This is a genomic window from Nocardia sp. CDC160 (assembly GCF_035818795.1).
Taxonomy (GTDB): Bacteria; Actinomycetota; Actinomycetes; order Mycobacteriales; family Mycobacteriaceae; genus Nocardia.
Genome location: NZ_JAYKYT010000012.1, coordinates 78,496 through 102,518 on the forward strand (window position 1 = coordinate 78,496; position 24,023 = coordinate 102,518).

Consider the following 24,023-nt stretch of genomic DNA (forward strand, 5'->3'; position numbering starts at 1 on the left):
TTAATTCTTGGCGCGCTGGTAAGCGTCGACGATCTCGGCCGGGATACGGCCACGCGAGGAAACCTGGTGCCCCTGGGCGCGCGCCCATTCCCGGATCGCGGTGCTCTCTTCCCGGTCCACGGCCGGACGGGTGCGACCACCGGCCGCGGTCTTGCGCTTGGAACGACCCACCTTGCGGGCCTTGTCGGTCCAGGGCTCGAGGGACTCCCGCAGCTTACCGGCGTTCTTGTTCGACAGGTCGATCTCGTAGTCGTTCCCGTCGATCGAGAAAAAGACGGTTTCGTCGGCCTTCGATTCGCCGTCGTAGTCGTCAACCAGAGTTACGGTGACTTTCTTCGCCATGGACTGCCCTTCCACGTGTGAGGTGCCGCTATTCGCCGAAATGCTAATGCCGCGGGTTGCAGGATTCAAACCAGGCGCGAATCGAATTAGGCGGCACCAGACTTTCTTGCTATTACCGCAGAGACCGGACGGTCTTCAGCACACCCGGAATGCGGCCAAGCGCCACCCGGAACGACCGCGGACAATGCGGGCGGCCAGCGCGAAATGCCGCGGGCCGCGATCGTATGCCGCGCACACTTCGGCCGTGCCGGGGTCGGCCATGATCACATCCACCCTGGTGAGCGTCGCGCTCCCGAGTCCGCGCCCGGGCAGCCGCCGCGCACCGGCCAGGGTGCGCACCGCGGCCACCACCGCCGGGTCGGCGACCGCGACCAACTGCACCGGCGGGCGGCGGCCGTCGAGCACCTCCAGCGTCAAACGCAAGACCTTCCCGGCGAATTGCGTTGCCGCGGTGTTGCACTCGTCACTCTCCCGATTTTTCACAGCGTGCGAAGACCGCAAAACCCGCTGCAGGCCCGCCGAACCCGTGCGGGAGACCGCTTTCGCGGCGGCCCGAGCGCCATCCATCCGATTGCGACACCGCGATGGACTCGTCGCCGACGCCCGCTCGATCGGAGGCCGCGGCGGGCACGGCCGCACCGGCGGCTCGAATCGCGGTGCGGGCAGCAGGAACCCACCCTCCAGCGTCACCAGTCCCCCTCTCGTGCGGATCCCGGCCACAAGCATGCCGGGATGACGAGGGACTCGGGGGATGGAATCGAACTTCGCACCCCGGGCCCAAATCAGCGGGGGCGGTTCACACCTGCTGCAGAGCCTTGGCCGCGTGCACCGGTCGCAAGGTCTTGCTCAGGTCGGTGCGCAGGGTGGTGGCGGTGTCGAGGAGGTAGTTCTGGCGGACCGACCACGGGTGTTTGTCGCCCTGGCGCGGGAAGTCGCCGATCGAGCGCTGAATGTAGCCGGAGGCGAGATCCAGCAGCGGACGTTCCCGCAGGGCCCGCTCGGGCCGCGGGACGACGGCCGTGTACCCGTTGCGGTCCATGTAGGCGAGGACCTTGCAGACCAGGCGTGAGGTGAGATCGGCGCGCAGGGTCCAGGAGGCGTTGGTGTAGCCGATGCAGACCGCGAAGTTCGGCACACCGGTCAGCATGGTGCCCTGCCAGACGAACTGCTCGGACAGTTTCACCGGCTCGCCGTCCACCACCAGATCGATGCCGCCGAAGGCGAGCAGCTGCAGGCCGGTGGCGGTGACCACGACATCGGCCTTGAGCACTCGGCCCGACTTCAGCCGAATGCCCTCGGGCACAAAGGTTTCGATGTGATCGGTGACCACCTCGGCCGTGCCCTTGCGCATGGCCTTGAAGAAGTCGGCATTGGGCACCGCGCACAGCCGCTGATCCCACGGGTTGTAGTCCGGGGTGAAGTGCTCGGCGACCAGGCTCTCGTCCTTCAGGATTCGCGTGGCGAGCCCGGTGAGCAGTTTGCGCGCGGCCTCGGGGCGGCGTCGGCAGTATTGGTAGAAGCCGATATTGAACAGGATGTTCTTGGTGCGGATGATCCGGTGCGCCAGATCCGGCGGCAGGAGTTCGCGAATCCGGTCGGCCACCTTGTCGCGGCCGGGGACCGCGGAGATCCAGGTGGGGCTGCGCTGCAGCATGGTGACCAGTTCGGCCTGTTCGGCCATGGCCGGGACCAGGGTGACCGCGGTCGCGCCGCTGCCGATGACCACCACCCGCTTGCCCGCGTAATCGAGGTCCTCGGGCCAGAATTGGGGGTGCACGACGGTTCCGGTGAAGTCGGCCAGGCCCGGGAATTCGGGTTCGTGCCCGTGGTCGTAGTTGTAGTAGCCGGAGCAGGAGTAGAGGAAGCCGCAGGTGAGGGTGCCGCGCTCGACCCCGTCGGCGGTCGTGCGCTCCACCGTCAGGGTCCAGCGCGATGCGGCGCTGTCCCACTGGGCGGCAAGGACTTTGGTGCCGAATCGGATGTGCCGGTCGATCCCGTTCTCGCTGGCCGTGTCGGTGATGTAGCGCAGGATGGACGGCCCGTCGGCAATGGATTTGGCGTCGCGCCACGGCTTGAACGGGTAGCCGAGGGTGAACATGTCGCTGTCGGAGCGAATGCCCGGGTAGCGGAACAGGTCCCAGGTGCCGCCGAGCGCCGCCCGGGCCTCGAGGATGGCGTAGCTGCGGCCGGGTTGTTCGGTCTGCAGGCGGTACGCCGCGCCGATGCCGGAGAGCCCGGCTCCGACGATGACGACGTCGAGGTGTTCGGCGGGGAAAGCGTTCATGACCTCCAGTCTGTTGTGCCCACCAGCCGGTTTCTTGACTCTGCGCGACAAGTATTTGATTCTGGACGACATGTCGGTGATCAGATCCGCGGGCCTGCGGGGATTCCGCGCGACCGTGGCCGAACTCGGCGGAGATGCCGAGGAGCTCACGGCCGCCTGCGGGCTGCCCGTCGCCGCCCTCGACACCGACGATCTGCTGGTCCCCGACCAGGCCGTGGCCGCGGTGCTCGAGCTCGCCGCGCATCGGCTCGCCTGCCCGGATCTGGGCCTGCGCATGGCCCGACGGCAGGAGCTGGACATGCTCGGCCCGCTGGCCCTCGCGATTCGCAATTCACCCACCCTGGCCGAGGTACTGGAGTGCACCTCGCGCTATCTGTTCGTGCACGCCCGCTCGCTCAGCCTGACCATGGCGCCGGACCCGTACGGGGATCGGGGCGTGATCGCGCTGCACTACGGCGTCGCCGCGCCCGGCCAGCCGACGCCCGTGCAGGGCACCGATCTGGGTTTGGCCTTCGTGCACAGGACGATTCAGCGTCTCGCCGAGGATCGCTACGGCCTGCGGTCGGTGGAGCTGCCCTACCGTCCGGCGGCCCCGATTCAGGCGTACGAGGAATTCTTCGGCGCGCCAGTGCGAATCGAACGCCCGGCCGCGCTGCTGCGGGTGCCGAGCAGCCTGGCCAATCGTCCGCTTTCCGGCGGCGACGAGAATCTGCATCGCCTCGCCATGGCCTTCCTCGCCGAACAGTCCGGCGACGCGGCCACGGCCATGGCCCCGCGCGTGCGCGCCACGCTGCAGAAGCTGCTCGGCACCGCCACCCCCGAAATCGACGCCGTCGCACGGCTGCTCACCCTGCACCCGCGCACCCTGCAGCGCCGCCTGGCCACCGAGGGCACCACCTTCGCCGCCATTCTCGACGAGGTGCGCCGCAGCGAGGCCCGCCGCTATCTGACCACCACCGATATGCCGATGAGCCAGGTGGCCTCGCTCATCGGCCTGGCCGAGCAGTCGGTCTTCACCCGCTGCTGCCAACGGTGGTGGGGCACTACGCCAACCGCGGTGCGGCGGGGTCGAGGCAGCTGACATCGGTCGGGCACGAACCGAAATGACGAGCACACGGTTCAGAAGCACACGAGTTTCGCTGGGCCCTTTGGCAAATCAAGCACGGCGAGTCACCCACGACGCGCAATTGTTTTGCGGGTTTTCCGCGTGTCGATCATGGTGAAGTCGCGGCCGGACCCTCAGGATGTGCTGATGATCGCCGAATGCCCGTCCTGCGCTTGGCCCTCGCCCACGGCCGTGTCCTCCCATCGCAGCGTGCAGTATCTGCGCTGCGTGTGCGGGCAGTGGCTGATCAGCGTGCACGGGAAGGTGGTCGGTGCGGCCGGGGGCACCACGTTCAGCGGGAACAATCCCCTGGCCGAGATCGCCGGAATCCGGGATTAGCTCGCCCCCACGAAGATTCGGACCGACGCGATGCGCAGTCCCTCGGCGAAGTCGAGTTCGGCGATGCCGCGGCCCTGCCGGGTCTCCACCGTCGCGGTGACCGTGCGGCCCGCGGCGATCGCCTTGGACCAGCGCAGACCCTTGACGCGAGTGGCGAAGTCCGCCAGCGACATCGCGCCGTCGGTGGCCCACTCCAGGCGTGGCACCGAGACCAGTGCCGCCCGAGCATCGGCGGCGTCGGCGCGCCCCAGCGCGTCCAGCAGTCGACCCGCCGCCTGCTTGCCCGGCTTGCCGACACCGCGCAGGCCGGACAGGAAACCGAGTGCGCCGCCGACGCCTTGATTGCCGAGCAGCTGCGGCCCCAGCTTCGCCCCGGCCAGCAGGCCCCGGGTGCCGGAGCCGAGCAGCTGGCCGATCATGCCCGCCAGTTCCCAATGTGCGCGCAGGGCACGGATTTTCAGGGTGCCGTCGACCTCTTCCAGGTCGTAGCGCAGATGCATGGGCACGTGCAGGGTGACGCCGGTGGACATGGTGGTGGCGATGGTCAGATCACGGAAGACCGTGGCACCGCACACCACGTCGTGGGCGACGTCGAAGGCAATGTCGTTGGGCGCGATGAACGTGTCGTAGAAGCGCTCGATGGCCGCGCGCCCGAGGTGCGGGCGCGAGCCGACCGGATCCTCCACGCTGCCGTTGTCGGCGAACAGGCCCACCCAGGCGGCCTTGTCGTGCGCGCCGACCGCCGCCGGTGAGGCTTCGACGGTCGCCAGTAGTTCGGCGGCGGTGGGATTCGCGGGCACGGTGTCCTCCAGGTGGTGAGCAAGCGCGCGCGATGATACCGAACCCTCACGATTCCCGAGGTCGGTCGGCGTGATTCGCGCGATCGCTCACCGTCTCATCGAATGGCCGTCAGGCGCGGCAGCAGCCGTTCGGCGAAATCGGTTGTGTAGGCGACGGGATCGCCGTCGGGCATGAAGTCCAGCTGCGTAATGCCCAGGGCGGCGAGCTGTTCGGCATCGCGCAGCACCTGATCGGGATTGTCGAGCGCGGGGGCGACATACACCGCGGTCTTGCGGATGGCGTCGTAGTCGCGCTTCTCGTTCTCGCAGTGCGCGCGCAGCACCTCGAGCTTGCCGGTCACGTCCTCGACCGAGCTGGCGAACAGATTGCACGCGTCGGCGTAGCGGGCCACCAGCAGCAGCGTCTTCTTCTCCCCGCCGCCACCGATGCGGATCGGCGGATGCGGGCGGGTCAAAGGCGCGGGGACACAGAGGGTTTCGGCCAGCTGGTAGTACTCGCCCTTGTACGGGCCGTTGTCGGGCCCCCACATCTGCAGGCAGATCTGCAGCGACTCCTCCAGCCGCTCGAAACGCTCGGCCATCGGCACCACCGGCACCCCGAGACCGCGCTGCTCACGCTCGTACCAGGACGCGCCGATGCCGAGTTCGGCCCGGCCGCCGGACAGCACGTCCAGGGTGGTGACGATCTTGGCCAGCAGGCCCGGGTACCGGTACATCACACCGGTCACCAACAGCCCCAACCGCATGCGCTCGGTCAGCGCGGCGATATAGCCGAGGGTGGTGTAGCCCTCCAGCATGGGCTCGTCGTGCGTGCCGCGATGCTCCATCTGGAAGTAGTGGTCCATGACCGTAAACTGCGCGAATCCGGCCTGTTCGGCAATGCGGGCGGTGTGCGCCAGGGTGGACGCGATGCGCTCGGGTTCGGCGGGCGTCGAGTAGTTCCAGTAGTGCAGGCCCAGTTCCATGAACTCAGTCTGCCCGATGAGAGGTGTCCGGGCTGGGCGGTTCGCGATCGATGTCGCGTGTTCGCGGTCCGCGCTCTCGGTGTGCGATCGGTACCGTCGGAGGCGTGCCTGCGCTCCGGAAGGTTATCGCAGCGGTCGTGGTCGTCACCGCCTTGATCGTCGGTCTCGCATTCGCCGGTTTACCCGTCTACGTGCATCCGCAGGTCGATCCGCTGCGCCCCGCGGACGCCATCGTGGTTCTGGGCGGCACCGCGTACGCGCGCTACGACCTGGGATTGCAACTGGCGCAGGAGGGTTACGCACCGGAGTTGCTGATCTCGCGGTCCACCGGCCAGCAGGATGCGGAGATGAACCGCTACTGCGACGGCGGCTATTCGTTCACGGTCTACTGCTTCGTCCCGGACCCGTGGACCACCCAGGGCGAGGCCGAGGAGATCGCGCGCCGGGCGCAGGCGGGACACTGGCGGCACATCATCGTGGTGACTTATACACCGCACGTCTCGCGCGCGCGGTACATCGTGGAAAAGTGTTTTCACGGCCAGATCACCATGGTGGCCAGCCCCAGTGATTCGGGTCTGGCGTTCTGGACATGGATGTATATCCGGCAGTCGGCGGGCTACGTGCGCGCGTTTCTGCAGCGCGGATGTTGAGCCGAAAGATACGCCACGGCCCCACAATTGAGCGTTACGATGAGGTTCGGGCAAAGGGAAGCGCGTCCGTCTCGGGGGTGGATGCGGGTGCGGAGGGATTTCCGGTGCGTATCGACGACCTTCATGCCGTGCGGGACACCGATCTCGTGGCCGACGTGTGCATTATCGGGTCCGGACCGGCGGGGCTGACCCTCGCCACCGAACTCGCGCACAGTTCGCTCCGGGTGCTGGTGCTGGAGAGCGGCGGCCTGGAACCAACACCCGAAAACGATGACCTCGATGACATCGAGAATGTCGGTGCGGCGCGGGCACAGCCGTATTCGAATGCGCGGAATCGAATTCTGGGTGGCAGTTCACATACCTGGAGCGGGCGCTGCGCACCCCTGGACGACCTGGATTTCGCGGCCCGACCGTGGGTGCCGTTCTCCGGTTGGCCCATTGGATTCGCCGAGGTGAAGCCGTATCTGGACCGGGCGGCCGCACATCTGGGGCTGGGTTACGGGAGCGAATTCACCGGGGATCGTTTCTGGGAACTGGCCGACCGCAATCCGCCCCGGCCGGAGGTGGACCGGCGCTGGCTGCGGCCCTACTTCTGGCAGATCAGCAAGGATCCCGCGGACCCGTTCGACGCCAAGCGATTCGGTGCCCATGCGGCGGAGATTTCCGCGGACAATGTGCGGATCGTAGTGAATGCCACTGTTTTTCATATTGATACCGACGTGGACGGAACCCACGTCGAGGCATTACGGGTCCTCGATTCCAGCGGAACCGAACGCCTGGTGCGCGCGACACGAATTGTGCTGGCCACCGGCGGAATCGAGAACGCGCGGCTACTGCTGGCCTCGAATCGCATCGTGCCCGGCGGTGTCGGCAATCGGCACGACACCGTGGGCCGATATCTGCTGGATCACCGCTGCGGCGTCGTGGGCGCACTCGATCCGCGCACCTCGGCGGCCGCGCGCGACCGTTTCGGCAAATACGTCGTGAAAACGCGCGGCGGTAAGCACACCTTCCTGCACGGATTGGCGCTGTCGCCGGAAATCCAGGCCGAGGAGGGATTGCTCAACTGCGCCTTGTGGATTCAAGAGGTGCCGTCCGAGGACGACCCCTGGGAATCGGTGAAGAACCTGCTGCGCGGCCACCTGACCATGCACGACGCCCGCACCGTCGCCAGCCATCCGGGCCTGCTGCTCTCCGGCGCGAAGCGCCGCCTCATCGACAACGCGGGCCTCCCACGCAAGCTCGAACACGTGGAGTTGCGCTGCATGGTCGAGCAGACGCCCGATCCGAACAGCCGGATCACCCTGAGCGACAAGACCGATCACCTCGGCATGCCCCGCCCGCGCATCGACTGGAAGGTGAGCGCCCAGGAGGACCGCACCGTCCGCCGCGCTGCCGCCCTGGTCGCCGACGAGTTCGCCCGCCTCGGCCACACCTCGCCCGCGCTGCGCGAATGGGTCCGCGGGACAAGCGATCTCACCGCCGCCCTCACCGACTGGGCCCACCCCACCGGTTCCACCCGCATGTCCGCCGACCCCCACACCGGTGTCGTGGACGGCGACTGCCGCGTCCACGGCATGGACAACCTCTACATAGCCGGAAGTTCGGTCTTCCCCACCAACGGCCACGCCAATCCGACGCTCACCATCGTCGCCCTGGCGGTCCGGCTGGCGGACCGGCTCCGCCGCTGACGCATCGCGCCGATGCGGGGATTACTGCTTGGGCAGCGGCAGGTCGACGCCGCCGACGTCGGTGACCTTCCAGTCGCTCTTGGGGTCGACATTGACCGTGTAGTACACGGTGGTGAGGACGCCGTCGGGGTTCTGGGCGTTGGTGGAGTTGACGTTCAGATAGACATTGACCTTGTAGACGCCATTGTCGCGGTTGATGACCTGCGAGCTCAGCAGGGTGGGGCTCGAGGTCCACTTCAGCGGGACCAGGATCTCCTGCAGCTTGGCCGAGGTGGCGTCGAACTTGTTGGCCAGGGCCGGGGTGGTGTTGGCCTTGAGGCGCGCGGTCCACGCGTTGAAGTCGGCGTAGTTGAGATTGGCCGCGCCCAGGGCATAGTCGGAGGCGACCTGCTCGGCGTGCTTGTCGTCGGCGGCCCGGGCCGCGGCGTCGTTGACCTCGCCGCGCGCGGACTGCCACAGCACGGTGACCCACACCAGGGCGCCGACCAGCAGCACCGCCGCGGCCGCGGTCACGAGGGTCGACAGCTTGACCGACACGGTCTTGGAGACAACAGGGGTCTCCGGCTCGACCGGCTGCTTCGGTTCGGTGTCCTGAGACATGGGTTGTTCTCCTTGCTGGTACTGCTATTTCACGTCGACCCGCACACGCACGGCACCGTCACCGGTGGACGCGAGCGCCTGCGAGATCAAACTGCTGATATTGATCTGCGGCCCGGCCGTGCGGGCCGCGTCGGCGAGCGGCTGCAACTGGGGCGCGAGGGTCTTCAATTCGGGTCCGGCCTGCGCCAACCAGTCGGTCAGCTTCGCCAAGAAGGGTGCCAGTCCGTTGCCTTCCACATAGGCCTGGGGGCCGGGGGCACGGTCCACCAGTCTACCGACGGCATTGATGAGCTCCTCGAGCGACTGTTCGAACTGCACGAATGCCGGTGCGGCCGCCGCGGTGGCCTCGCCCATGCCCGCGATATTCGAGGCCGCCGCCTGGAAGCTATTGAGTAGCTGGGCGATCTTCGGCTCGCGGCTCATGATGGCCTGGGCCAGCAGATCCCCGGCCCGGGTCAGGTTCGGCATGGACGAATCGGTGTCGTGGAAGGCCGTGCCCAGGGTGCTGGCCAGCGAGGCGGCCACCTTCGGATCGAGCTGGTTCATGACCTTGTTGACCAGCCGCGACACCTCGGGCACCGACAGCGGCGAGGTGACCGCCGCGGTGTCGAGGCGCTGGCCGTCGGTCAGGTACGGCCCGCCCGCCGCCTTGGGCCGGAATTCCACGAACGGCTCGCCCAGCGCGGACAGCTGCTCGATGGTGATATCGCTGTTGGTGGGCAGTCGGCGATCGCCGTCGATGCGGAAGCCCACCTCGACGCCGCGCGCGGTGGAGTCCACCGAGGTGACCTTGCCGACCTTCATGCCGGTCAGCAGAATCGGCGAACCCACGCTCAGGCCACCGGAATTCGGCATCACCATGGAGGCATCGGTGTAGTGCGCGAACGGATCCGCCCGCACCACACCGAAGGTCAGGTAGCTCGCGCCCACCACGGTCACCACCGCGATGCCGCCCAGCGATGCCAGCGATCCCCACTTCATCGCACCGCCCCACTCTCTCTCATCGAACAGCGCCGATCATGCGCAGTCCGGCCAGAATGTTGGTCACCTGATCGTCACGGGACACCGAATCCGCCTTGATCCCGGTGATGTTCACCTTCGGACCGTTCTCCACGAACGGAATCAGCTTGTCCCGCAACAGCGAAACCAGCGCCGACAGATTCGACGGCTGCGACAGGTCCAGCGGCTTGCCCGAAAGCGCCAGCGGCGCAAAGGCTTGCGTCACCGGGTCCAGCGCGCCCGCCAGCGGAGCCAGCCACACCAGCGACTGCCCGAGCTGGCCGAGCACCGCGAAGAGCTGGGTCACGCCCTCGAGGGAATGGGCGACACCGGTCAGGGTGTCCACCGACTGTTGGCTGAGCTCGGAGTCCAGGAAGTCCGCGCGATCGTGCAGCACCTGGGCGTTCACGCCGAGGCCATTGAGCAGCTTGTCGACCTGGTCCAGGTTCGCGGCCAGATCGACCGCATTGCCCGCGGCGTTCTGCGCTATCCGCTTGGTCTCGTTGGGATCCCGCGGCAGCACGGCATTGAACCGATTGATGATGTCCTGCAGCTGGTTGATCGCGCCGCCCTGGGTGAAGGCGGCCAGCGCGGCCATGGTGTCCTCGAGCTGCACCGGCGGGCGCGTGTGCTCCTGGCCGATGGTGCCGCCGTCGGTCAGCAGCGCGTTGAATCCGTCCGGCGGCGTGGTGAGGGCCAGGTGGATGTCACCGAGCACCGTGTTCTGCCGCAGTTCGGCGACCGTGGTGGTCGGCAACTGCACGGTGGACGAAATATCCGCGTCCACCACGACATAGCCGCCGCGTCCGTTCGAGTGCGCCGAATCCACCACGCGCACACCGCTCACCGAGCCGACCTGCGCGCCATTGGCGATGACCTTCGCCTTGGCGGGCAGATTCAGCACATTGGCGAACTCGATGTGGATGCGGTAGGTCGGCCCGGAGATCGTGGTCCCGGGCACCGGCACCGACGACGGATCGAAGGCGCACCCGCCGACTCCGGCCAGCAGACCGGCGGCGAGTACCACGGCACCGGCTCGCTTCGCGACACCCGTGGGCATGCGGACCGCACCGGTGTCGACCGAGATGTTCCAGCGTCCGATTCTCATCGCGCACCTGCCATTCCGAGCACCAGCGGCACCAGCGGGACGTTGACCAGGCCGTTGGCGGCGTCGGTGCAGGTGCCCGGGGAGGCGGCGTTGAGGGCGGCGCAGACCTGGTCGGCCTGCGGGGCCGGGAGGGCCGCGCGGGGGGAGCCGTAGCTGATGCCGTTGGACATGAGGTTCTGGGCGGCGGTGGTCAGGACCGGGAGCTTGCGCATGATGTCCGAGAGCGAGCCGATATTGGCGCGCAGCAGGCGGACCAGCGGGAGCGTGTCGTCCAAGGCCTTCATGATCGGGTCGCCCGCGATGGTGACCAGATCGTTGAGCATGGGCAGCAGTTCACCGAGCCGGTCGACGAGTTGCGCACCGGGACCGATCAATTCGGTAGTGGCATTGTTCAGCGCGGGGCCCAGGCGCAGCAGCATGGACCGCAGATCGCCCCAGTGGTCCTCGACCTTCTGGCCGACCGAGGCGAAGGCGTCGAAAATGCCCGCCAGATGCCCGATATCCGCATCCGGTTGCGCCAGTGCCGAACCCAGCTTCTTGACGATCTCGTTGATCTGCGGGCCCGCACCCTGGGTGCCCGCGTCGAGTGCGGACAGGCCGTGCGCCAACGCATCCGGGGCCTGCGCCTGCTGCAGCTGCGACGAGAGGTCGGCCAGCGCGGTCAGGGTCTCGGTAATGCTCTTGGGCGTCAGGGTTTTGGTGATGCACTGCGCGGAATCCCAGTGCTGGAGATTCTTGCCGCTGTTGAGCACCGCCAGATTGCGGTCGGCCACAATGGAATCCGAGACGGTGGTGGCCTGGGCGTCCGCGTACACCGGGTACCGGGCATCGACGGAGAACTTCACCTTGACCTTGGTGCCGTCGGCGTCGATGGAATCGACCGTGCCGACCGGGATTCCGCGCATGGTCACCTTGTTCCCGGCGTACAGGCCGACCGCGTCGGGCATGATCGCGCAGTAGGACACGGTCTTCTTCATCGGGTCGAACCACACCAGATAGCCGACGACGGCCAGTACCGCGATCAGCACCGCACCGGCGACCGACATGAACGCCTGCGATCCGAGCATCCGCTTGAACATCAGCAGTCCTTCCCCGGCACCGGAATGCACACCTGCGGCAGGGTCACGGTCTGCTGCGACTGGTCCAGCTTGACGCCGCCGTCCGGAATCACCAGGTCCGACAGCTTCTTCTGCAAATCCTGCGCGGCCGTGAGGGTCGGGGCGAACTTCTGTCCGAGCTGTTCGAGCTGGCCGATGGCATCGGTGATCCCGGGCTTCAGATCCGCCCAGGTCGGCTCCGCGCCGCCCAGTCGCCCGAGCACATCGCTGAGCAGCCGGATGGCCTCGGCCATTTCGGCGTGCTTGTCGTCGAGCACGGTCACCAGCAGGTTGGCATTGTCCATGAGGCGACCGAGATCGCTCTTCGCGCCGTCGTACATGCGCACGTACTCGTCGGCCACGGCCACGGCGTTGGACACCTGGGTGCGCTGCTTGTCCAGCGCGTCCACATAGGTACCGACGGTCTGCAGGGTGGTGCGCAGGCTGTCGGGCGCGCCGTCGATCGACGTGCCCAGCGCCGCGAGGTTCTTGTTGAGCGTGGAGCCGTCGATCTTGGCCAGCGGCGTGGCCGCATCCTGGAAGGTCTGCACCAGGCTGTAGGGCAGGCGCACCCGGTCCGCCGGAATCGGCGTGGAACCAAGGGGTTTCGACCCGGCCGGGAACACCGCCACGTAGTGGCCGCCGACAATGGTCAGCATGCGAATGTCGAGGGAGGTCTGATCGCCCAGGAACACATCGGATTTCACCGTGAAGCGCATGACGACCTTGTCCGGCTTCAGTTCCAGGGATTTGACCTCGCCGACCGAGATTCCGGCGATGCGCACATCGTCGCCCGCCTTCACCGACTGCGCCTCGGACAGCTCCGCGGTGTAGGTGTGCTTGCCGAACGGGACCACGTACAGCGCACCGGCGGCGGCCAGACCGAGCACCACCACGATCGCGCCGACAATACCCTTGCGCAGGTGGCGCTTCTGCTTGGTGGCGTCATCGACGACCCGGTCATCGCGGGTGAACACGGCGGGCATTCTCATCCGTTGCATATCGCCACCTGCTGTCCCGAGATCAGCACCCGGACCACGGCGGGTACGTCCGCGGTGCCCTTGCTGCACACCGGCTTCCAGCCGTTCGGGCTCGACACGTCGGCCGCGCCCAGCACCGCGGGCAGGCGGGAGAACGTATCCACCGCCTCCTTGGCGTCGGGGAAGATCTTGCGAATCAGGGCGTCCACGTCGGAGCCGGAATTGATCCCCAGGGCGTTCATCAGATTGTCGATGGGCCGCAGCACCGACGGCGCGGTCATGGCGAATTGCGCCAGGCCACCGATGTTCTGCCGCAGCGCCTCGAAAATGTCGGTGAGCTGCTTCAACAGCGGCACCAGGTAGTGCACGCGGCCGCCGAGCCGATCCGACAGATCCGACATGTTCCGGATCAGCGTCCCGATCACCTGCTGCCGATTGTCCACGTACGACGCCAGTTTCCCGATCGCGTCCATGGCCGGTCCGACACCGCCGCCGTCACCCTCGATCAGGGCCACCATGCTCGCGCTGAACTGATTGATGGCCTCGGGAGAAATGGTCTGCAGCACCGGCTTCAGGCCATTGAACAGCTGCGTCACATCGAAGGACGGCACGGTGTGGTCCTCGCCGACGCGCGCGCCCGCCGCGAGCCGGGTGCCCGGCTGCGGCTGCTGCTGCAGATCGATGTACCGCTGCCCGGTCAGGTTCTGGTAGCGGATGGCCAGCTTGGAGTTGTCGTAGAGGGGCGCATCGGTCTTGACCGACAACCGAACTCGCGCCTTCGCGCCCTCCAGGTCGATGCCCTTGACCTTGCCGACCTGCACGCCGTACATGCGCACGTCGTCGCCGACCTTGAGGCCATTGGCGTCGGTGAAGATCGCGTCGTGGGTCTCGGTCTTGCCGGACACCGGGCGCTGAATCGCGGTGAGCACCAACGCCAGCACCACGCCGATCACACCGGCGAACAGTGCGAGCCGCCACGCCGCGGCCTTGACACTCATCGCGCACCCCCCAACAACGGCACCGCGATGGCCGGAACGCCCTTCAGATCGACCTCCACATTCAGCACCGGACCCTGCCCGTTGTCCGGCATGGCCGCGCGCAGCCGCTCCAGCAGCTGCTTCAACTCGGCCCCGGATTGCTGCGGCTGCGGCACCATCTGCGCGAGCGCGGTCAGCACCGGCACCAGCATGTCGGTGGTGCCGGAGAGCTGATTCCCGGCCTGCGAGAAGGTGTTCGCCAGAATCGGCAGCAGCTGGCCGGTGACCGTCGCGACGCCCTTGTCGTAGGCGGCGCGATCGTTCTGCAGCCGCTGCATGCCGCGCAACAGATCCACCACCTGCACGGTCGCGCCCGCGAACTGCCCGCCGCCGTCGAAGGCCGGGCCGAGATTGCCGAACAGCTCCGACATCGGCATCTTCTGGTTGTCGGCAATGGTGCGCTGCGCGGTGATCAGGGCCTGCGCGAGCGGGGTGAACGCCTGGGTGTCGGCCGCGGCCTGCGCGATCACCGACGCCATCTGCGGGGTCAGCACCGAACCGCCCACCTGCGAGGCGCTGCGCAGAATCGAGCCCATGGTGGCGTCGTAGACCTGCGCGGCCCGGCGGCCGGTGAAGTCCAGCACCGAGCCGTCGCGCAAGGGCGAACCACCCGCGCCCCGGCGCAATTCGATCTCGCTGATGCCGAACAGGTTGGCGGGCGCGTAATCGACCTGCAGGCTGTCGTCGATGCCGAACAGCTTCTTGTCGTTCAAGCGCAGCGAAATCTGCTGTGTCCCATGCTGATCCGGCGCGATCCCGGTGACCTTGCCGACCACCACGCCGTCGACGCGCACCTCGGTGCCGACCAGCACACCGTCACCGATCTGCTCGGTGCGCAGCGAAATCGCCAGTCCGGCTTCGCTTTGCTGCGACCGGTACAACCCCCAGGCCGCCACCACGGCGACCACCAGCCCGAGCGCGATCGCGCCCACCGTCATCGCGCGCTTGCGATCGACGGCCACACCCGGCATTCCGTAATTCGGCATTCCCCTACCCCGTGAACGTAATCGCCGAGTTGAAGCCCCACAGGGACAGCGACAGCACCATGTCCATGGCAATGATCGCCACCGACGACGCCCGCACCGCCTTGCCCGAGGCGATACCCACGCCCTCCGGACCACCGGCGGCGAAAAAGCCGTAGTAGCAGTGGATCAGGATGACGACCACCGCGAAGATGGCCACCTTCACCACGGCCGCGATCACGTCGAACCCGGACACGAACTGGAAGAAGTAGTGGTCGTACACACCGGCCGAGGCCCCGTGCACCATGGTGATCAGCCCGCGGCAGGCCGCGTAGGACAGGATCAGCGCGATCAGGAAGGTCGGGACGATGGCCACCGCACCGGCCAGCACCCGGGTGGTCACCACGAAGGGAACCGAACGCAGGCCGAGGGATTCGATGGCGTCGATCTCCTCGGAGATGCGCATGGACCCGATCTCGGCGGTCATCCGGCAGCCCGCCTGCGCGGCGAAGCCGATGGCCGCGGCGATCGGGGCCAGCTCACGGGTGGTGGCGTAGGCCGACACCAGACCCGACACCGGGCCCATGCCCAGCATGTCGAGCGTGGTGAACGACTCCACCGCCACCGACGCGCCCATGACCAGACCCAGCACGATCATCATCGGCACGGTCCCGCCGCCCACGATGACCGAGCCGCGACCCCAGGTCATATCCGAGATGGCCCGCATGGTCTCGCTGCGATACCGCTTCAGCGTCAACGGAATCGACGACAACACCTGCCAGACGAAGGCCAGGATGAAACCCAGCCCCTCGATCCGCCGCAGCAGCAGACCGCGCCGACGGTAGAACCGCGCCGCCCAGCCCAATCCCTTGGGCACATAGGTGGCCGACATCAGGCCAGCCTCGTGGGCAGGAACATGTCGGTGATCTGGGTGGCGACCAGGTTCACGGTCACGATGGACACCACCGACAGCACCACCGCGGCGTTCACGGCGTCGGCGACGCCGCGCGGGCCGCCCTTGGCCTCGAGCCCGCGCTGGCAGGCGATGATCACCACGAGGAAGCCGAAGATCACGGCCTTCAACAGCGACACCCACACATCGGCGGTGGTGGTGAAGGATCCGAAGGTCGACCAGTAGGAGCCCGGCGTCACACCCTGCCCGCCGATGGCGACGCCGTAGCCCGCGAGCACGCCCACGAAGATGATGAGCACGTTCAGCAGCGGCGCGACGAAGACCATGGCGACCAGGCGCGGAATCACCAGGCGGTGAATCGGGCTGATGCCCATGGTGTTCAGCGCGTCGATCTCCTCGCGAATGGTGCGCGCGCCCAGATCCGCCGCCAGCGCCGCGGCGCCCGCACCGCCGAGCAGGAAGCCGGTGGCCAGCGGCGCGCCCTGCTTGATGACGCCCAGGCCGCCGGTCGCGCCCAGCAGCGAATCCGCGCCGAGGGTGTGAATCAGGTTGCCCACCTGCACCGAAACAATGACGCCGAACGGAATGGCAATGAGCACGGCCGGAATCGCGGTCACGGTAATGAGCCGCCAGGCCTGCAGAATGGCCTCTTTCCATTGGAATTGGCGGCGGGCGATATCGGTGAAGGTGCCGATCACCGCTTCCTCGGCGATCCCGACCGCGCGCCCGAAGGTGCGCAGCGACGACACGGTGGTGTTGGAGAAGTTGTCGCGGACGATGCGCACGGCGGATCGACTCTGCATGGCGGACCGACTCTGGACGGCCCGGGTCAACGCGGGACCACTTCATCAGGACGCCGGAATCGACGCGGGGTGACGAGCATCAAAATTCTTCTCCGTGATCGGCAACACTGCCTGCCATCAAAGCTAATGGTTACGACGGGTTACAACAAATCGGTTCCAAGTGTGATCGGAGCCTCTAAGTTACCGTCTGGTACACCCCTCATCCTTACCAGTCAGCGAGATAAATATCCATGTGACCTGCTGTTCTAGAACGCGTTATTAGAGCGAAGAGACATCGAAGTGACTTTCAGCACCGTTCGAGCGAACGCCTCTCGGACCCCTTTCGAGCGCCTCGGCCATACCAAACCAAGAATTGAGTGATCTGCCAGCAACTCGGCTTTCGCACCGAACCCACGCCGAACCCGCGCGCAATGCGGACGCGACGTGTTCACTGTGGCTGTGGACAAGACGGTGTCGGCGGTCCTGCACACGATCGAGACCGGCGACTGGGCGGAATTCGCGAAACTGGTGCACCCCTATGTGCATTGGACCGAGGACGGGCTCACCACCCGCGGCCGGGTTCAGGTCATGGCATTGCTGGCCCGCCACGACGCGACCAAACCCGCGACCTCCTACGAACTACGCGACGGCCAGGTCTACCGCTGGAATTCCTGACCGCTAGGGACTCACCGCCAGGAATACGAAGGCCGAGAACAACACCAGGTGCACACAGCCCTGGAGCAGGGTCGCGCGCCCGGGCACCACGGTCAGCGCGCCGACCACCACGGTCAGGGCCAGCAGCACCATCTGCGTCGCGCCCAGGCCGAGCATGAGCGGACCCTCGATCCAGATCGAGGCCAGCGCGATGGCCGGAATGGTCAGACCGATGCTGGCCATGGCCGAACCCAGCGCGAGATTCAGCGAGATCTGCATGCGCTCGCGGCGCGCGGCGCGCACGGCCGCGATGGTCTCCGGCAGCAGCACCAGCAGCGCGATCACCACACCGACCGCCGACTGCGGCAGACCGGCCGCGGCGATACCGGATTCGATATTGGGCGAGACCACCTTCGCCAGACCGACGACACCGATCAAGGCAACCAGCAGCAAACCCAAACTCAGCAGGGCCTGCTGCCTGGTGGGCGGCTCGTCGTGCTCGTCCTCGGCCTCGGCCAACGCGTCCTCGACGGGCAGGAAGTCATCGGGATGCCGGATGGTCTGCACCATGACGAACACCCCGTAGAGCACCAGCGAGGCCACCGCCGCGAAGATCAACTGCGAGGCCGAGAAGACCGGGCCGGGCTCGCTGGTGGTGAAGGTGGGCAGCACCAGACTCAGGGTCGCGAGGGTGGCGACCGTGGCCAGCGCCGCGCCCGTGCCCTCGGCATTGAAGACCGCGACCCGCCGCCGCAGCGCGCCCACCAGCAGCGACAGGCCGAAAATGCCGTTGCACGTGATCATTACGGCGGCGAAGACGGTATCGCGGGCCAGCGAGGCGGCCTTCTCACCGCTGGAGACCATGAGCGTCACGATCAGCCCGACCTCGATGATGGTCACCGCCACGGCCAGAATGAGCGATCCGAACGGCTCGCCCACCCGATGCGCCACCGTCTCCGCGTGATGCACCGCCGAGAGCACCGCGCCGATCAGCCACACCGCCACCAGCCCCGCCACCGCCGGGTTCAACTCCCGGCCCCACGAGGCCGCCAGCACCGCGGCCGCCGCGAGCGGCAGGATGACCGACCAGTACCGACTGCAGAAACACACCATGATCCCCATCGTTCCAGCAAATGATCCGCATTCCTCGCAAATGGGAGCCATGCCTCCCCCGTTCGCGCTCCCGCATGACCGCGCATCGGTGAATTAGGCTGCCCACGTGGACGACAAACCGGCAGGCGAAGCCACCGACGCGGTCCAACCGCATCCGCACGAACCGCACGACGAGAGCCTCGCGGCCAAACTCAACTGGCTGCGCGCCGGTGTGCTCGGCGCGAACGACGGCATCGTCTCCACCGCGGGCCTGGTGGTCGGCGTCGCCGCGGCCTCCACCGACACCAACGCCATTCTCACCGCGGGCATCGCGGGCCTGGCCGCGGGCGCGATCTCCATGGCCGTGGGCGAGTACGTCTCGGTCAGCACCCAGCGCGACACCGAACGCGCCCTGCTGTCCAAGGAGAAACGGGAACTGGCCGAGGAACCGGAATACGAACTGGCCGAGCTCACCCAGATCTATCAGGCCAAGGGGCTGACGGCGCAGACCGCCCGCCAGGTGGCCGAGGAGCTCACCGCCCACGACGCCTTCGCCGCCCACGCCGAGGCCGAATTGGGTTTGGACCCACACGATCTCACCAACCCCTGGCACGCCGCGCTGTCCTCGGCGGTGTCGTTCACCCTGGGCGCGATCCTGCCGATCCTGGCCATCCTGCTGCCCCCGACCCAGTGGCGCATACCCGTCTGTTTCGCGGCGGTGCTGGTGGCACTGGCCATTACGGGATCGGTGAGCGCCCGCCTCGGCGGCGCGAATCCGCGCCGCGCGGTGCTGCGGGTCGTCATCGGCGGCGCGCTGGCCATGGCCGTCACCTACGGAATCGGCCAGCTCGCAGGGGTTTCCGGAATCTAGCCCGACGGCGGAGCCGAATCATCCTGCGGCGCGGGCTGATCCGGCATCGGCAGGTCCGGCACCGGGATGTCCGGGTTCACCACGACCGGGATTTCGACCGCGTGCGGTGCGGCGGGCACCAGCGGCGGGGCCGGAGCCGGAGGATTCGGTGCGGCCGGAACCTGCGCGGCGGGAGCGGGATTCGGTGGCCGCTGGGCCGGAGGGTCGTGACGGGGGCGGACCGCGTTCACGATGGAGGTGTCGGCGATCGGGCGGTCACCGGAGCCGGTGAACCACAGGCCCGCCCCGATACCGGCCGTCATGAGCGCCGCGATCAGGACCACCAGGCCCAGGCCGCGCGGGTCGATATCGCCCGCGTCGCGCTCGTCGTCAGCGCGCCGGATCTCGTCGGCGGTGCCGAGCATGGCGGTCCTCCTTCGGATTCCGGCCCGGCCTCAGGGTCCGGGCGGCGGCGGGGGTGGGGGCGGCGGCAGCAGGAACGGGAGGATCGGGGCCAGGATGTCGGGCAGTGGCGGTGGGGCGGCCGGGGCCGGGGCCGGTGGGGCCGCGGCCGACTCGGGAGTCACCACGGCCGGGGCCGGGGCCACGTATTGGTCGGTTTGCGGTGCGGCCCCGGGCATCTGCACGGGCGGGGCGGCCGGTGGCGGGGGCGCGGGGGCGGGCTTCGGGGGCTGGGCGTTGACCGGCTGGGTGGTGCTCGGATGCGGGGTGCCGGTCTGGACCCCGCCGCCCGGATTGTTCAGGCCCTCGCGCAGGGTTCCGCCGATCAGGGCGGCCACCACCCCAAGGGAGAGGACGAGCAGGACGACGAGCACCCGGGGCGACATCTCCCCCGCAGCCGTGAGTCCGGGGGTGCCGTCGGAGGGCCGGGCGGCGGGCCGCTCCCGCACAGTGTGGGGCCTGGCCCGCACCGCAGCGGGGTTCTGAGGTACCGCACCCACCGTCACCCAGGAACTCCTTCGAGTCGAAGCGCACGCCCACCGATCCGAAAAGCATCTCCTTCAAGGGACGGTATACCGATTTGCCAGCCGACTGAACGGGCTACACGGTAAGGAAATAGTTCCAGGTGGATATCTATTCGAACCGATTGCCAATAGGTAGCTCTACTCGTATTGCGCCGGTCACGGGAGGGTGATAACCACCTTGCCGAACGGGTCGCCGGTCTCGAAGTAGCGGTAGGCGTCCACCGCCTGCTCGAACGGATAGACCCGATCGATCACCGGCCGCAGGCCGTGCTCGGCGATGGTGCGGTTCATGGACTCGAAGTCCGCGCGGCTGCCCACCGCGATGCGGCGCAGGCCCACGTACTTGCCGCCCAGCGGATCGGCCGACTCCTGCCCCCGCTCGGCCGGGAACGCGCCGATCAGGACGACATCGCCGTTGTAGGCCGTGGCCGCAAGGGATTTCGGCAGGGTCAGGTGACCGACGGCATCCACCACCCGCTGCACACCGAGGCCGTCGGTGAGATCCAGCACCGCCTGCTCCCACTCCGGGGTCTGCTTGCGGTTCACCACCTCATCCGCGCCGAGCTTGCGGAGCCGCTCGGCCTTCTCGGGCGAGGAGGTGATCGAGATGACCCGGGCGCCGAGCATTGTCGCGTGCTGGATGGCGAACAGCCCGACCGGTCCGCTACCTACGGTCAGCACGGTGTCGGCGGGGCCGACCGGCAGCGGCTTGGTCAGCGCTGCCCACGCCACCAGGCCAGCGCAGGTGAGGGCGGCGGCCTCCTCGTCGGTGAGATGCGGCGGCACGTGCACGACCGAGTCCTCGTCGAGCAGGACGTAGGTCGCGAGCCAGCCTTCGTGGTTGGCGCCGTACTGCTCCTGGCCCAGGGCTTGGGTCTGCGGTCCATCGTTCCAGGCGACGTAGTAGGTGCCCGTGACCCGATCACCGAGGGCCGCCCGCGTCACGCCCGAGCCCCTCGCGATTACCTCGCCGACACCGTCCACCAGCGGCACCACGCCCGGTCGGGCGGGCATGGGATAGGTGCCCTCCATCAGCATGATGTCGCGCCGGTTGAGGGAGGTGGCGCGCACCCGCACCACGACCTGATGCGGTCCGGGAACCGGCATCTCCTGCACCCGGGTGCTCAAGCCGTCGAACCCGCGCAGCGGTTCCAACTGGTAGGCAACACCATTCGCGTTCTGCTTCTGTCCTTCGCTCATGGCCTTCTGTCCTTCGCTCATGGCGACGAGTCTGCGCAGTGCGGCCGCGCTGCGCGATTCCCTCCGGGGAATGACGGGAATGGGCGGGAGGCGGGTCTTGTCATACCCTCCAGGGAATCGCGCGGACGGCGGGTCCATCCGCACAGTGGAGGTATGACGACCATGGCCGTGGCCACTCCGACCACCCAGCCAACCTCGACCGCCCAGCCAACCCCGTTCGCGCAGCAATTACGCGCCTGGCGGACGCGGCGGCGGCTGAGCCAACTCGATCTCGCCATTGCGGCGGAGACGAGTCAGCGGTATCTGAGCTTTCTGGAGCAGGGGCGCTCGCATCCGGGGCGGACCATGGTGGTGCGGCTGGCGGAGGTGCTCGGGCTGTCGCTGCGGGAACGCAATGCCCTGCTGTTGACCGCCGGATACGCGCCGGTATTTCCCGAATCCGCCTTGGACGCACCGGAACTCGAGGCGGTTCGGCACGCGCTGGACACCATCCTGCAGGGGCATCTCCCCTACCCCGCGGTGGTGACGCGGCCGTTCGGGGTGCTGGTGGCCGCCAATCCCGCCTTCGCGCTGCTGACCGAGGGCTGTGCGCCGGAACTGCTGGAGCCGCCGATCAATGTGCTGCGGCTGGCCCTGCATCCGGACGGGCTGGGGCGGCGGGTGCTGAACATGCCGGAGTGGGGTCGGCACGTCACCGACAGCCTGCGCAATCGGGCGGGCCGCAGCCCCGATCCGGATCTCGACGCGCTCATCGCGGAGTTGGAAGGCTATCTGCCGCCGGTGGATCCGGGTCCCGGCCACCTCGGCTTCGCGGTGCCGCTGCGGCTGCGCTCGGACACCGGTGAACTGCGGTTGATCACCACCGTGACCTCCTTCGCCACGGCCACCGACATCACCCTGTCGGAGCTGCATCTGGAGGCGTTCCTGCCCGCCGATCGGGCCACCTCGGACCAGCTGCGCGAAAGGTTCGCGACCGCTTAGAGATTCAGCGGGTCACGGAGGTTCACGGTGTCGTCCGGAGCGTCCGGCCAGCGGGCGGCGATATGGCCGTCCGGGCGGACGAGGAGCGCACCGCGCGGACCGATGCCGCAGCGGTCGACGTACTGCTCGGGCAGGTCTTCGAAGCGCAGGGGAAGCGTTGCGGCCGTGCGCTTTTCCCACTCCATCGGATCCGGTCCGAAGAGCGTGAACCATTCGCCGATCGCATCCAGACTCGAGCGCCCCGGCTCCAGCGGACAGTGCGGCATGCGACCGCCCGGTCGACCGCTGGGCAGGTAGACGGCATCGCTGTCGGGTGGCGGCGGGCTGCCGTCGGAACGGACGGCCTCGGAGTCGTACGCGACGCCGAGCACCAGACCCATCTGATTGAAATACCGTTCCGACCACGGCAATTCGACGTCGGTGCCGCTCGCATCGCCATGTTCCCACGCTTCGCGCCGAGCGACCTGCGCGTGGCGGACCCGCTCGGCATTGGCGACCGCCTGTCGCAGGGTGCGGTGGGCGACCGGAAGCCGTTCCGTCTCATAGGTTTCCAACAGGCCCGGCGCGGCCCACCCGCGCAGCACCCCCGCCAGCTTCCAGCACAGGTTGTGCACATCGGCGAGGCCCGCGTTCATGCCGAGGCCGCCGAGAATCGGCACCGCGTGCGCGGCATCGCCCGCCAGGAAGACCGATCCGCGCCGAAGGTGTTCGGCGACAAAGGCGTTCATCACCCAGTGTTGAACGCGCACGACCTCGACGCGCGCGTCGATGGCGGGACCGAGGGCCCGGGTGACCAGCGCCGCGTAGTCGATCCCCGGATCGCGCGGGGTGGGACCGAACCAGGCCCAGCCGCCCTCCGGGTACAGCGGCGTGAACGTGCCGCGCGCGGTGAAGTAGACGCCCGCCGGTTGATCGGCCGACCACCGGCCCAAATCGGCGTCGAAGACCACGGTCGCGACATCACCGACCGCTCCGGGGCCGACGGTGCCGATTCCGAGCAGTTGCCGCACGGTGGAATTCGCACCGTCGGCGGCGAGCACATAGCGGGCCCGGACCACCGATTCGGCCCCGGTCTCGTGGTCCACGACCCGCGCCGCCACGCCCTCGGACTCCTCGCTCAGATCCACGAGCTCGACCTCGAACCGCATTGGCGTGTCCGCGGCGGCGAGCAGCGTCGGCTCCAGCCGATCCTGCGAGGTGACCGCACCGATCTCCGGGCTCTCGGGTATCGGCGCGTGCACGCCGACCATCGCCTCGGTGCCGAAGTCGGCGTCGCCGAGCGTTTCCCGGAAGCGCACCCGCCCGAACTCCGGGCCGAAGGCCCGGCCGCGGACCGTGTCGGCAATGCCGAGCTGCCGGAAGATCTCCATCGAGCGCACGTTCACCAGCCGCGACCTCGGAAAGGGCGACAGCTCGCGATGCCGCTCCACCAGCAGCGTCCGCACACCCCAGCGTTCCAAGAGCGCGCGAGCGGTGAGTCCTACGGGACCGCCCCCGACGATCAGTACCTCTACCCCCGTGTCTGCCACGCCTCCGAGTGTGCGGCGGGAAGACGAAAACCGTCAATGACGGCGCATTACAGCGGACTTACATCAATGCTTGCGGC

General features: G+C 67.9%; 26 protein-coding genes. 7 read left to right on the forward strand and 19 right to left on the reverse strand.

All coding sequences use genetic code 11. The annotated features are described in order from the left end of the window. The 3 genes from VMT40_RS38860 to VMT40_RS38870 all read right to left on the reverse strand — a co-directional run bounded on the left by VMT40_RS38860 (position 1) and on the right by VMT40_RS38870 (position 2,626). A complete protein-coding gene (locus VMT40_RS38860) occupies positions 1-342 on the reverse strand; it encodes a histone-like nucleoid-structuring protein Lsr2 (protein WP_326311262.1) in 342 nt (113 codons plus the stop codon). 135 nt (positions 343-477) lie between these two features. Beyond that, entirely contained in the window at positions 478-1,068 is a 591-nt protein-coding gene (locus tag VMT40_RS38865) for an Rv3235 family protein (RefSeq protein WP_326364683.1), read from the reverse strand. 70 nt (positions 1,069-1,138) lie between these two features. Continuing rightward, positions 1,139-2,626, reverse strand: coding sequence for a flavin-containing monooxygenase (locus VMT40_RS38870; RefSeq protein WP_326364684.1), 1,488 nt, complete (start codon positions 2,624-2,626; stop codon positions 1,139-1,141). Positions 2,627-2,696: 70 nt separating this feature from the next. On the opposite strand from VMT40_RS38870, the gene VMT40_RS38875 reads away from it, so the two are divergent. Together VMT40_RS38875 and VMT40_RS38880 are read left to right on the forward strand one after the other, a co-directional pair. Continuing rightward, on the forward strand, positions 2,697-3,707 hold the full coding sequence (locus VMT40_RS38875; RefSeq protein ID WP_326364686.1) for an AraC family transcriptional regulator: 1,011 nt from the start codon (positions 2,697-2,699) through the stop codon (positions 3,705-3,707). Positions 3,708-3,842: 135 nt separating this feature from the next. Beyond that, positions 3,843-4,070 (forward strand): hypothetical protein, encoded by a 228-nt coding sequence (locus tag VMT40_RS38880; protein ID WP_326311895.1) that lies wholly within the window; start codon positions 3,843-3,845, stop codon positions 4,068-4,070. Here the strand turns inward: VMT40_RS38880 and VMT40_RS38885 are convergent. Both VMT40_RS38885 and VMT40_RS38890 read right to left on the reverse strand, forming a co-directional pair. Continuing rightward, positions 4,067-4,870 carry a nuclear transport factor 2 family protein gene (locus VMT40_RS38885; RefSeq protein WP_326364687.1) on the reverse strand — a complete coding sequence of 268 codons (804 nt, stop codon included), beginning with the start codon at positions 4,868-4,870 and terminating at the stop codon, positions 4,067-4,069. The genes VMT40_RS38880 and VMT40_RS38885 overlap by 4 nt on opposite strands. A gap of 95 nt (positions 4,871-4,965) precedes the next feature. Next, complete coding sequence (locus VMT40_RS38890; RefSeq protein ID WP_326364688.1) at positions 4,966-5,835, reverse strand: LLM class F420-dependent oxidoreductase; 870 nt, start codon at positions 5,833-5,835, stop codon at positions 4,966-4,968. 104 nt (positions 5,836-5,939) lie between these two features. Between VMT40_RS38890 and VMT40_RS38895 the strand changes: the two genes are divergently transcribed. Beyond that, positions 5,940-6,485, forward strand: a complete 546-nt coding sequence (locus VMT40_RS38895) for a YdcF family protein (RefSeq protein ID WP_326364689.1) — start codon at positions 5,940-5,942, stop codon at positions 6,483-6,485. A gap of 104 nt (positions 6,486-6,589) precedes the next feature. Then, positions 6,590-8,176 (forward strand): GMC family oxidoreductase, encoded by a 1,587-nt coding sequence (locus VMT40_RS38900; RefSeq protein WP_326364690.1) that lies wholly within the window; start codon positions 6,590-6,592, stop codon positions 8,174-8,176. A gap of 21 nt (positions 8,177-8,197) precedes the next feature. Here the strand turns inward: VMT40_RS38900 and VMT40_RS38905 are convergent, their stop codons facing one another. Genes VMT40_RS38905 through VMT40_RS38945 form a run of 9 tightly spaced genes read right to left on the reverse strand, consistent with a single transcriptional unit; the run spans position 8,198 to position 16,675 of the window. Continuing rightward, the gene (locus tag VMT40_RS38905; RefSeq protein ID WP_326364692.1) at positions 8,198-8,776 is read right to left on the reverse strand and encodes a hypothetical protein; all 579 of its coding nucleotides are present in this window, start codon (positions 8,774-8,776) and stop codon (positions 8,198-8,200) included. A 24-nt stretch (positions 8,777-8,800) separates the two neighbouring features. Further along, positions 8,801-9,757, reverse strand: coding sequence for an MlaD family protein (locus VMT40_RS38910; protein ID WP_326364693.1), 957 nt, complete (start codon positions 9,755-9,757; stop codon positions 8,801-8,803). 19 nt (positions 9,758-9,776) lie between these two features. Continuing rightward, positions 9,777-10,883 (reverse strand): MlaD family protein, encoded by a 1,107-nt coding sequence (locus tag VMT40_RS38915; protein WP_326364694.1) that lies wholly within the window; start codon positions 10,881-10,883, stop codon positions 9,777-9,779. Then, complete coding sequence (locus VMT40_RS38920) at positions 10,880-11,962, reverse strand: MlaD family protein (RefSeq protein ID WP_326364695.1); 1,083 nt, start codon at positions 11,960-11,962, stop codon at positions 10,880-10,882. Before VMT40_RS38920 ends, VMT40_RS38915 begins: the two co-directional genes overlap by 4 nt. Beyond that, positions 11,962-12,981 (reverse strand): MlaD family protein, encoded by a 1,020-nt coding sequence (locus tag VMT40_RS38925; RefSeq protein WP_326364696.1) that lies wholly within the window; start codon positions 12,979-12,981, stop codon positions 11,962-11,964. The genes VMT40_RS38920 and VMT40_RS38925 overlap by 1 nt, the downstream gene beginning before the upstream one ends. Beyond that, on the reverse strand, positions 12,969-13,958 hold the full coding sequence (locus VMT40_RS38930) for an MlaD family protein (protein ID WP_326364698.1): 990 nt from the start codon (positions 13,956-13,958) through the stop codon (positions 12,969-12,971). The genes VMT40_RS38925 and VMT40_RS38930 overlap by 13 nt, the downstream gene beginning before the upstream one ends. Continuing rightward, positions 13,955-14,983: an MlaD family protein gene (locus VMT40_RS38935; protein ID WP_326364699.1), complete on the reverse strand. Its 1,029-nt coding sequence runs from the start codon at positions 14,981-14,983 to the stop codon at positions 13,955-13,957. Before VMT40_RS38935 ends, VMT40_RS38930 begins: the two co-directional genes overlap by 4 nt. A 4-nt stretch (positions 14,984-14,987) precedes the next feature. Then, positions 14,988-15,851, reverse strand: coding sequence for an ABC transporter permease (locus VMT40_RS38940; RefSeq protein ID WP_442790135.1), 864 nt, complete (start codon positions 15,849-15,851; stop codon positions 14,988-14,990). Further along, the gene (locus VMT40_RS38945; protein ID WP_326364700.1) at positions 15,851-16,675 is read right to left on the reverse strand and encodes an ABC transporter permease; all 825 of its coding nucleotides are present in this window, start codon (positions 16,673-16,675) and stop codon (positions 15,851-15,853) included. Before VMT40_RS38945 ends, VMT40_RS38940 begins: the two co-directional genes overlap by 1 nt. A gap of 423 nt (positions 16,676-17,098) precedes the next feature. Here VMT40_RS38945 and VMT40_RS38950 point away from each other — a divergent pair, with 423 nt between their 5' ends. Continuing rightward, the gene (locus tag VMT40_RS38950; protein ID WP_326311248.1) at positions 17,099-17,329 is read left to right on the forward strand and encodes a nuclear transport factor 2 family protein; all 231 of its coding nucleotides are present in this window, start codon (positions 17,099-17,101) and stop codon (positions 17,327-17,329) included. Positions 17,330-17,332: 3 nt separating this feature from the next. On the opposite strand, the gene VMT40_RS38955 is transcribed toward VMT40_RS38950, so the two are convergent. Continuing rightward, the gene (locus tag VMT40_RS38955; RefSeq protein WP_326364701.1) at positions 17,333-18,430 is read right to left on the reverse strand and encodes a calcium:proton antiporter; all 1,098 of its coding nucleotides are present in this window, start codon (positions 18,428-18,430) and stop codon (positions 17,333-17,335) included. Between the two features lie 97 nt (positions 18,431-18,527). Here VMT40_RS38955 and VMT40_RS38960 point away from each other — a divergent pair, with 97 nt between their 5' ends. Next, entirely contained in the window at positions 18,528-19,271 is a 744-nt protein-coding gene (locus tag VMT40_RS38960) for a VIT1/CCC1 transporter family protein (RefSeq protein WP_326364702.1), read from the forward strand. Here the strand turns inward: VMT40_RS38960 and VMT40_RS38965 are convergent. From VMT40_RS38965 to VMT40_RS38975, 3 genes are all read right to left on the reverse strand, one after another. Further along, a complete protein-coding gene (locus VMT40_RS38965) occupies positions 19,268-19,675 on the reverse strand; it encodes a hypothetical protein (RefSeq protein WP_326364703.1) in 408 nt (135 codons plus the stop codon). The two genes, VMT40_RS38960 and VMT40_RS38965, sit on opposite strands and share 4 nt — an antisense overlap. A 30-nt stretch (positions 19,676-19,705) precedes the next feature. Next, complete coding sequence (locus tag VMT40_RS38970; RefSeq protein ID WP_326364704.1) at positions 19,706-20,218, reverse strand: hypothetical protein; 513 nt, start codon at positions 20,216-20,218, stop codon at positions 19,706-19,708. A gap of 174 nt (positions 20,219-20,392) precedes the next feature. Beyond that, positions 20,393-21,457, reverse strand: a complete 1,065-nt coding sequence (locus VMT40_RS38975; RefSeq protein ID WP_326364705.1) for a zinc-dependent alcohol dehydrogenase family protein — start codon at positions 21,455-21,457, stop codon at positions 20,393-20,395. Between the two features lie 132 nt (positions 21,458-21,589). On the opposite strand from VMT40_RS38975, the gene VMT40_RS38980 reads away from it, so the two are divergent. After that, a complete protein-coding gene (locus tag VMT40_RS38980; protein ID WP_442790136.1) occupies positions 21,590-22,417 on the forward strand; it encodes a helix-turn-helix domain-containing protein in 828 nt (275 codons plus the stop codon). Here the strand turns inward: VMT40_RS38980 and VMT40_RS38985 are convergent. After that, positions 22,414-23,946, reverse strand: a complete 1,533-nt coding sequence (locus VMT40_RS38985) for an FAD-dependent monooxygenase (RefSeq protein ID WP_326364706.1) — start codon at positions 23,944-23,946, stop codon at positions 22,414-22,416. The genes VMT40_RS38980 and VMT40_RS38985 overlap by 4 nt on opposite strands. Between the last annotated feature and the right edge of the window lie 77 nt (positions 23,947-24,023).

What these genes read in the sequence shown, in the direction of transcription:
- VMT40_RS38860 (WP_326311262.1), bottom strand. Translation starts at nt 342, where the DNA reads ATGGCGAAGAAAGTCACCGTAACTCTGGTTGACGACTACGACGGCGAA.
- VMT40_RS38865 (WP_326364683.1), bottom strand. Translation starts at nt 1,068, where the DNA reads ATGCTTGTGGCCGGGATCCGCACGAGAGGGGGACTGGTGACGCTGGAG.
- VMT40_RS38870 (WP_326364684.1), bottom strand. Translation starts at nt 2,626, where the DNA reads ATGAACGCTTTCCCCGCCGAACACCTCGACGTCGTCATCGTCGGAGCC.
- VMT40_RS38875 (WP_326364686.1), top strand. Translation starts at nt 2,697, where the DNA reads ATGTCGGTGATCAGATCCGCGGGCCTGCGGGGATTCCGCGCGACCGTG.
- VMT40_RS38880 (WP_326311895.1), top strand. Translation starts at nt 3,843, where the DNA reads ATGGTGAAGTCGCGGCCGGACCCTCAGGATGTGCTGATGATCGCCGAA.
- VMT40_RS38890 (WP_326364688.1), bottom strand. Translation starts at nt 5,835, where the DNA reads ATGGAACTGGGCCTGCACTACTGGAACTACTCGACGCCCGCCGAACCC.
- VMT40_RS38905 (WP_326364692.1), bottom strand. Translation starts at nt 8,776, where the DNA reads ATGTCTCAGGACACCGAACCGAAGCAGCCGGTCGAGCCGGAGACCCCT.
- VMT40_RS38910 (WP_326364693.1), bottom strand. Translation starts at nt 9,757, where the DNA reads ATGAAGTGGGGATCGCTGGCATCGCTGGGCGGCATCGCGGTGGTGACC.
- VMT40_RS38915 (WP_326364694.1), bottom strand. Translation starts at nt 10,883, where the DNA reads ATGAGAATCGGACGCTGGAACATCTCGGTCGACACCGGTGCGGTCCGC.
- VMT40_RS38920 (WP_326364695.1), bottom strand. Translation starts at nt 11,962, where the DNA reads ATGTTCAAGCGGATGCTCGGATCGCAGGCGTTCATGTCGGTCGCCGGT.
- VMT40_RS38925 (WP_326364696.1), bottom strand. Translation starts at nt 12,981, where the DNA reads ATGCAACGGATGAGAATGCCCGCCGTGTTCACCCGCGATGACCGGGTC.
- VMT40_RS38930 (WP_326364698.1), bottom strand. Translation starts at nt 13,958, where the DNA reads ATGAGTGTCAAGGCCGCGGCGTGGCGGCTCGCACTGTTCGCCGGTGTG.
- VMT40_RS38935 (WP_326364699.1), bottom strand. Translation starts at nt 14,983, where the DNA reads ATGCCGAATTACGGAATGCCGGGTGTGGCCGTCGATCGCAAGCGCGCG.
- VMT40_RS38940 (WP_442790135.1), bottom strand. Translation starts at nt 15,851, where the DNA reads ATGTCGGCCACCTATGTGCCCAAGGGATTGGGCTGGGCGGCGCGGTTC.
- VMT40_RS38945 (WP_326364700.1), bottom strand. Translation starts at nt 16,675, where the DNA reads ATGCAGAGTCGATCCGCCGTGCGCATCGTCCGCGACAACTTCTCCAAC.
- VMT40_RS38955 (WP_326364701.1), bottom strand. Translation starts at nt 18,430, where the DNA reads ATGGGGATCATGGTGTGTTTCTGCAGTCGGTACTGGTCGGTCATCCTG.
- VMT40_RS38965 (WP_326364703.1), bottom strand. Translation starts at nt 19,675, where the DNA reads ATGCTCGGCACCGCCGACGAGATCCGGCGCGCTGACGACGAGCGCGAC.
- VMT40_RS38975 (WP_326364705.1), bottom strand. Translation starts at nt 21,457, where the DNA reads ATGAGCGAAGGACAGAAGGCCATGAGCGAAGGACAGAAGCAGAACGCG.
- VMT40_RS38980 (WP_442790136.1), top strand. Translation starts at nt 21,590, where the DNA reads ATGACGACCATGGCCGTGGCCACTCCGACCACCCAGCCAACCTCGACC.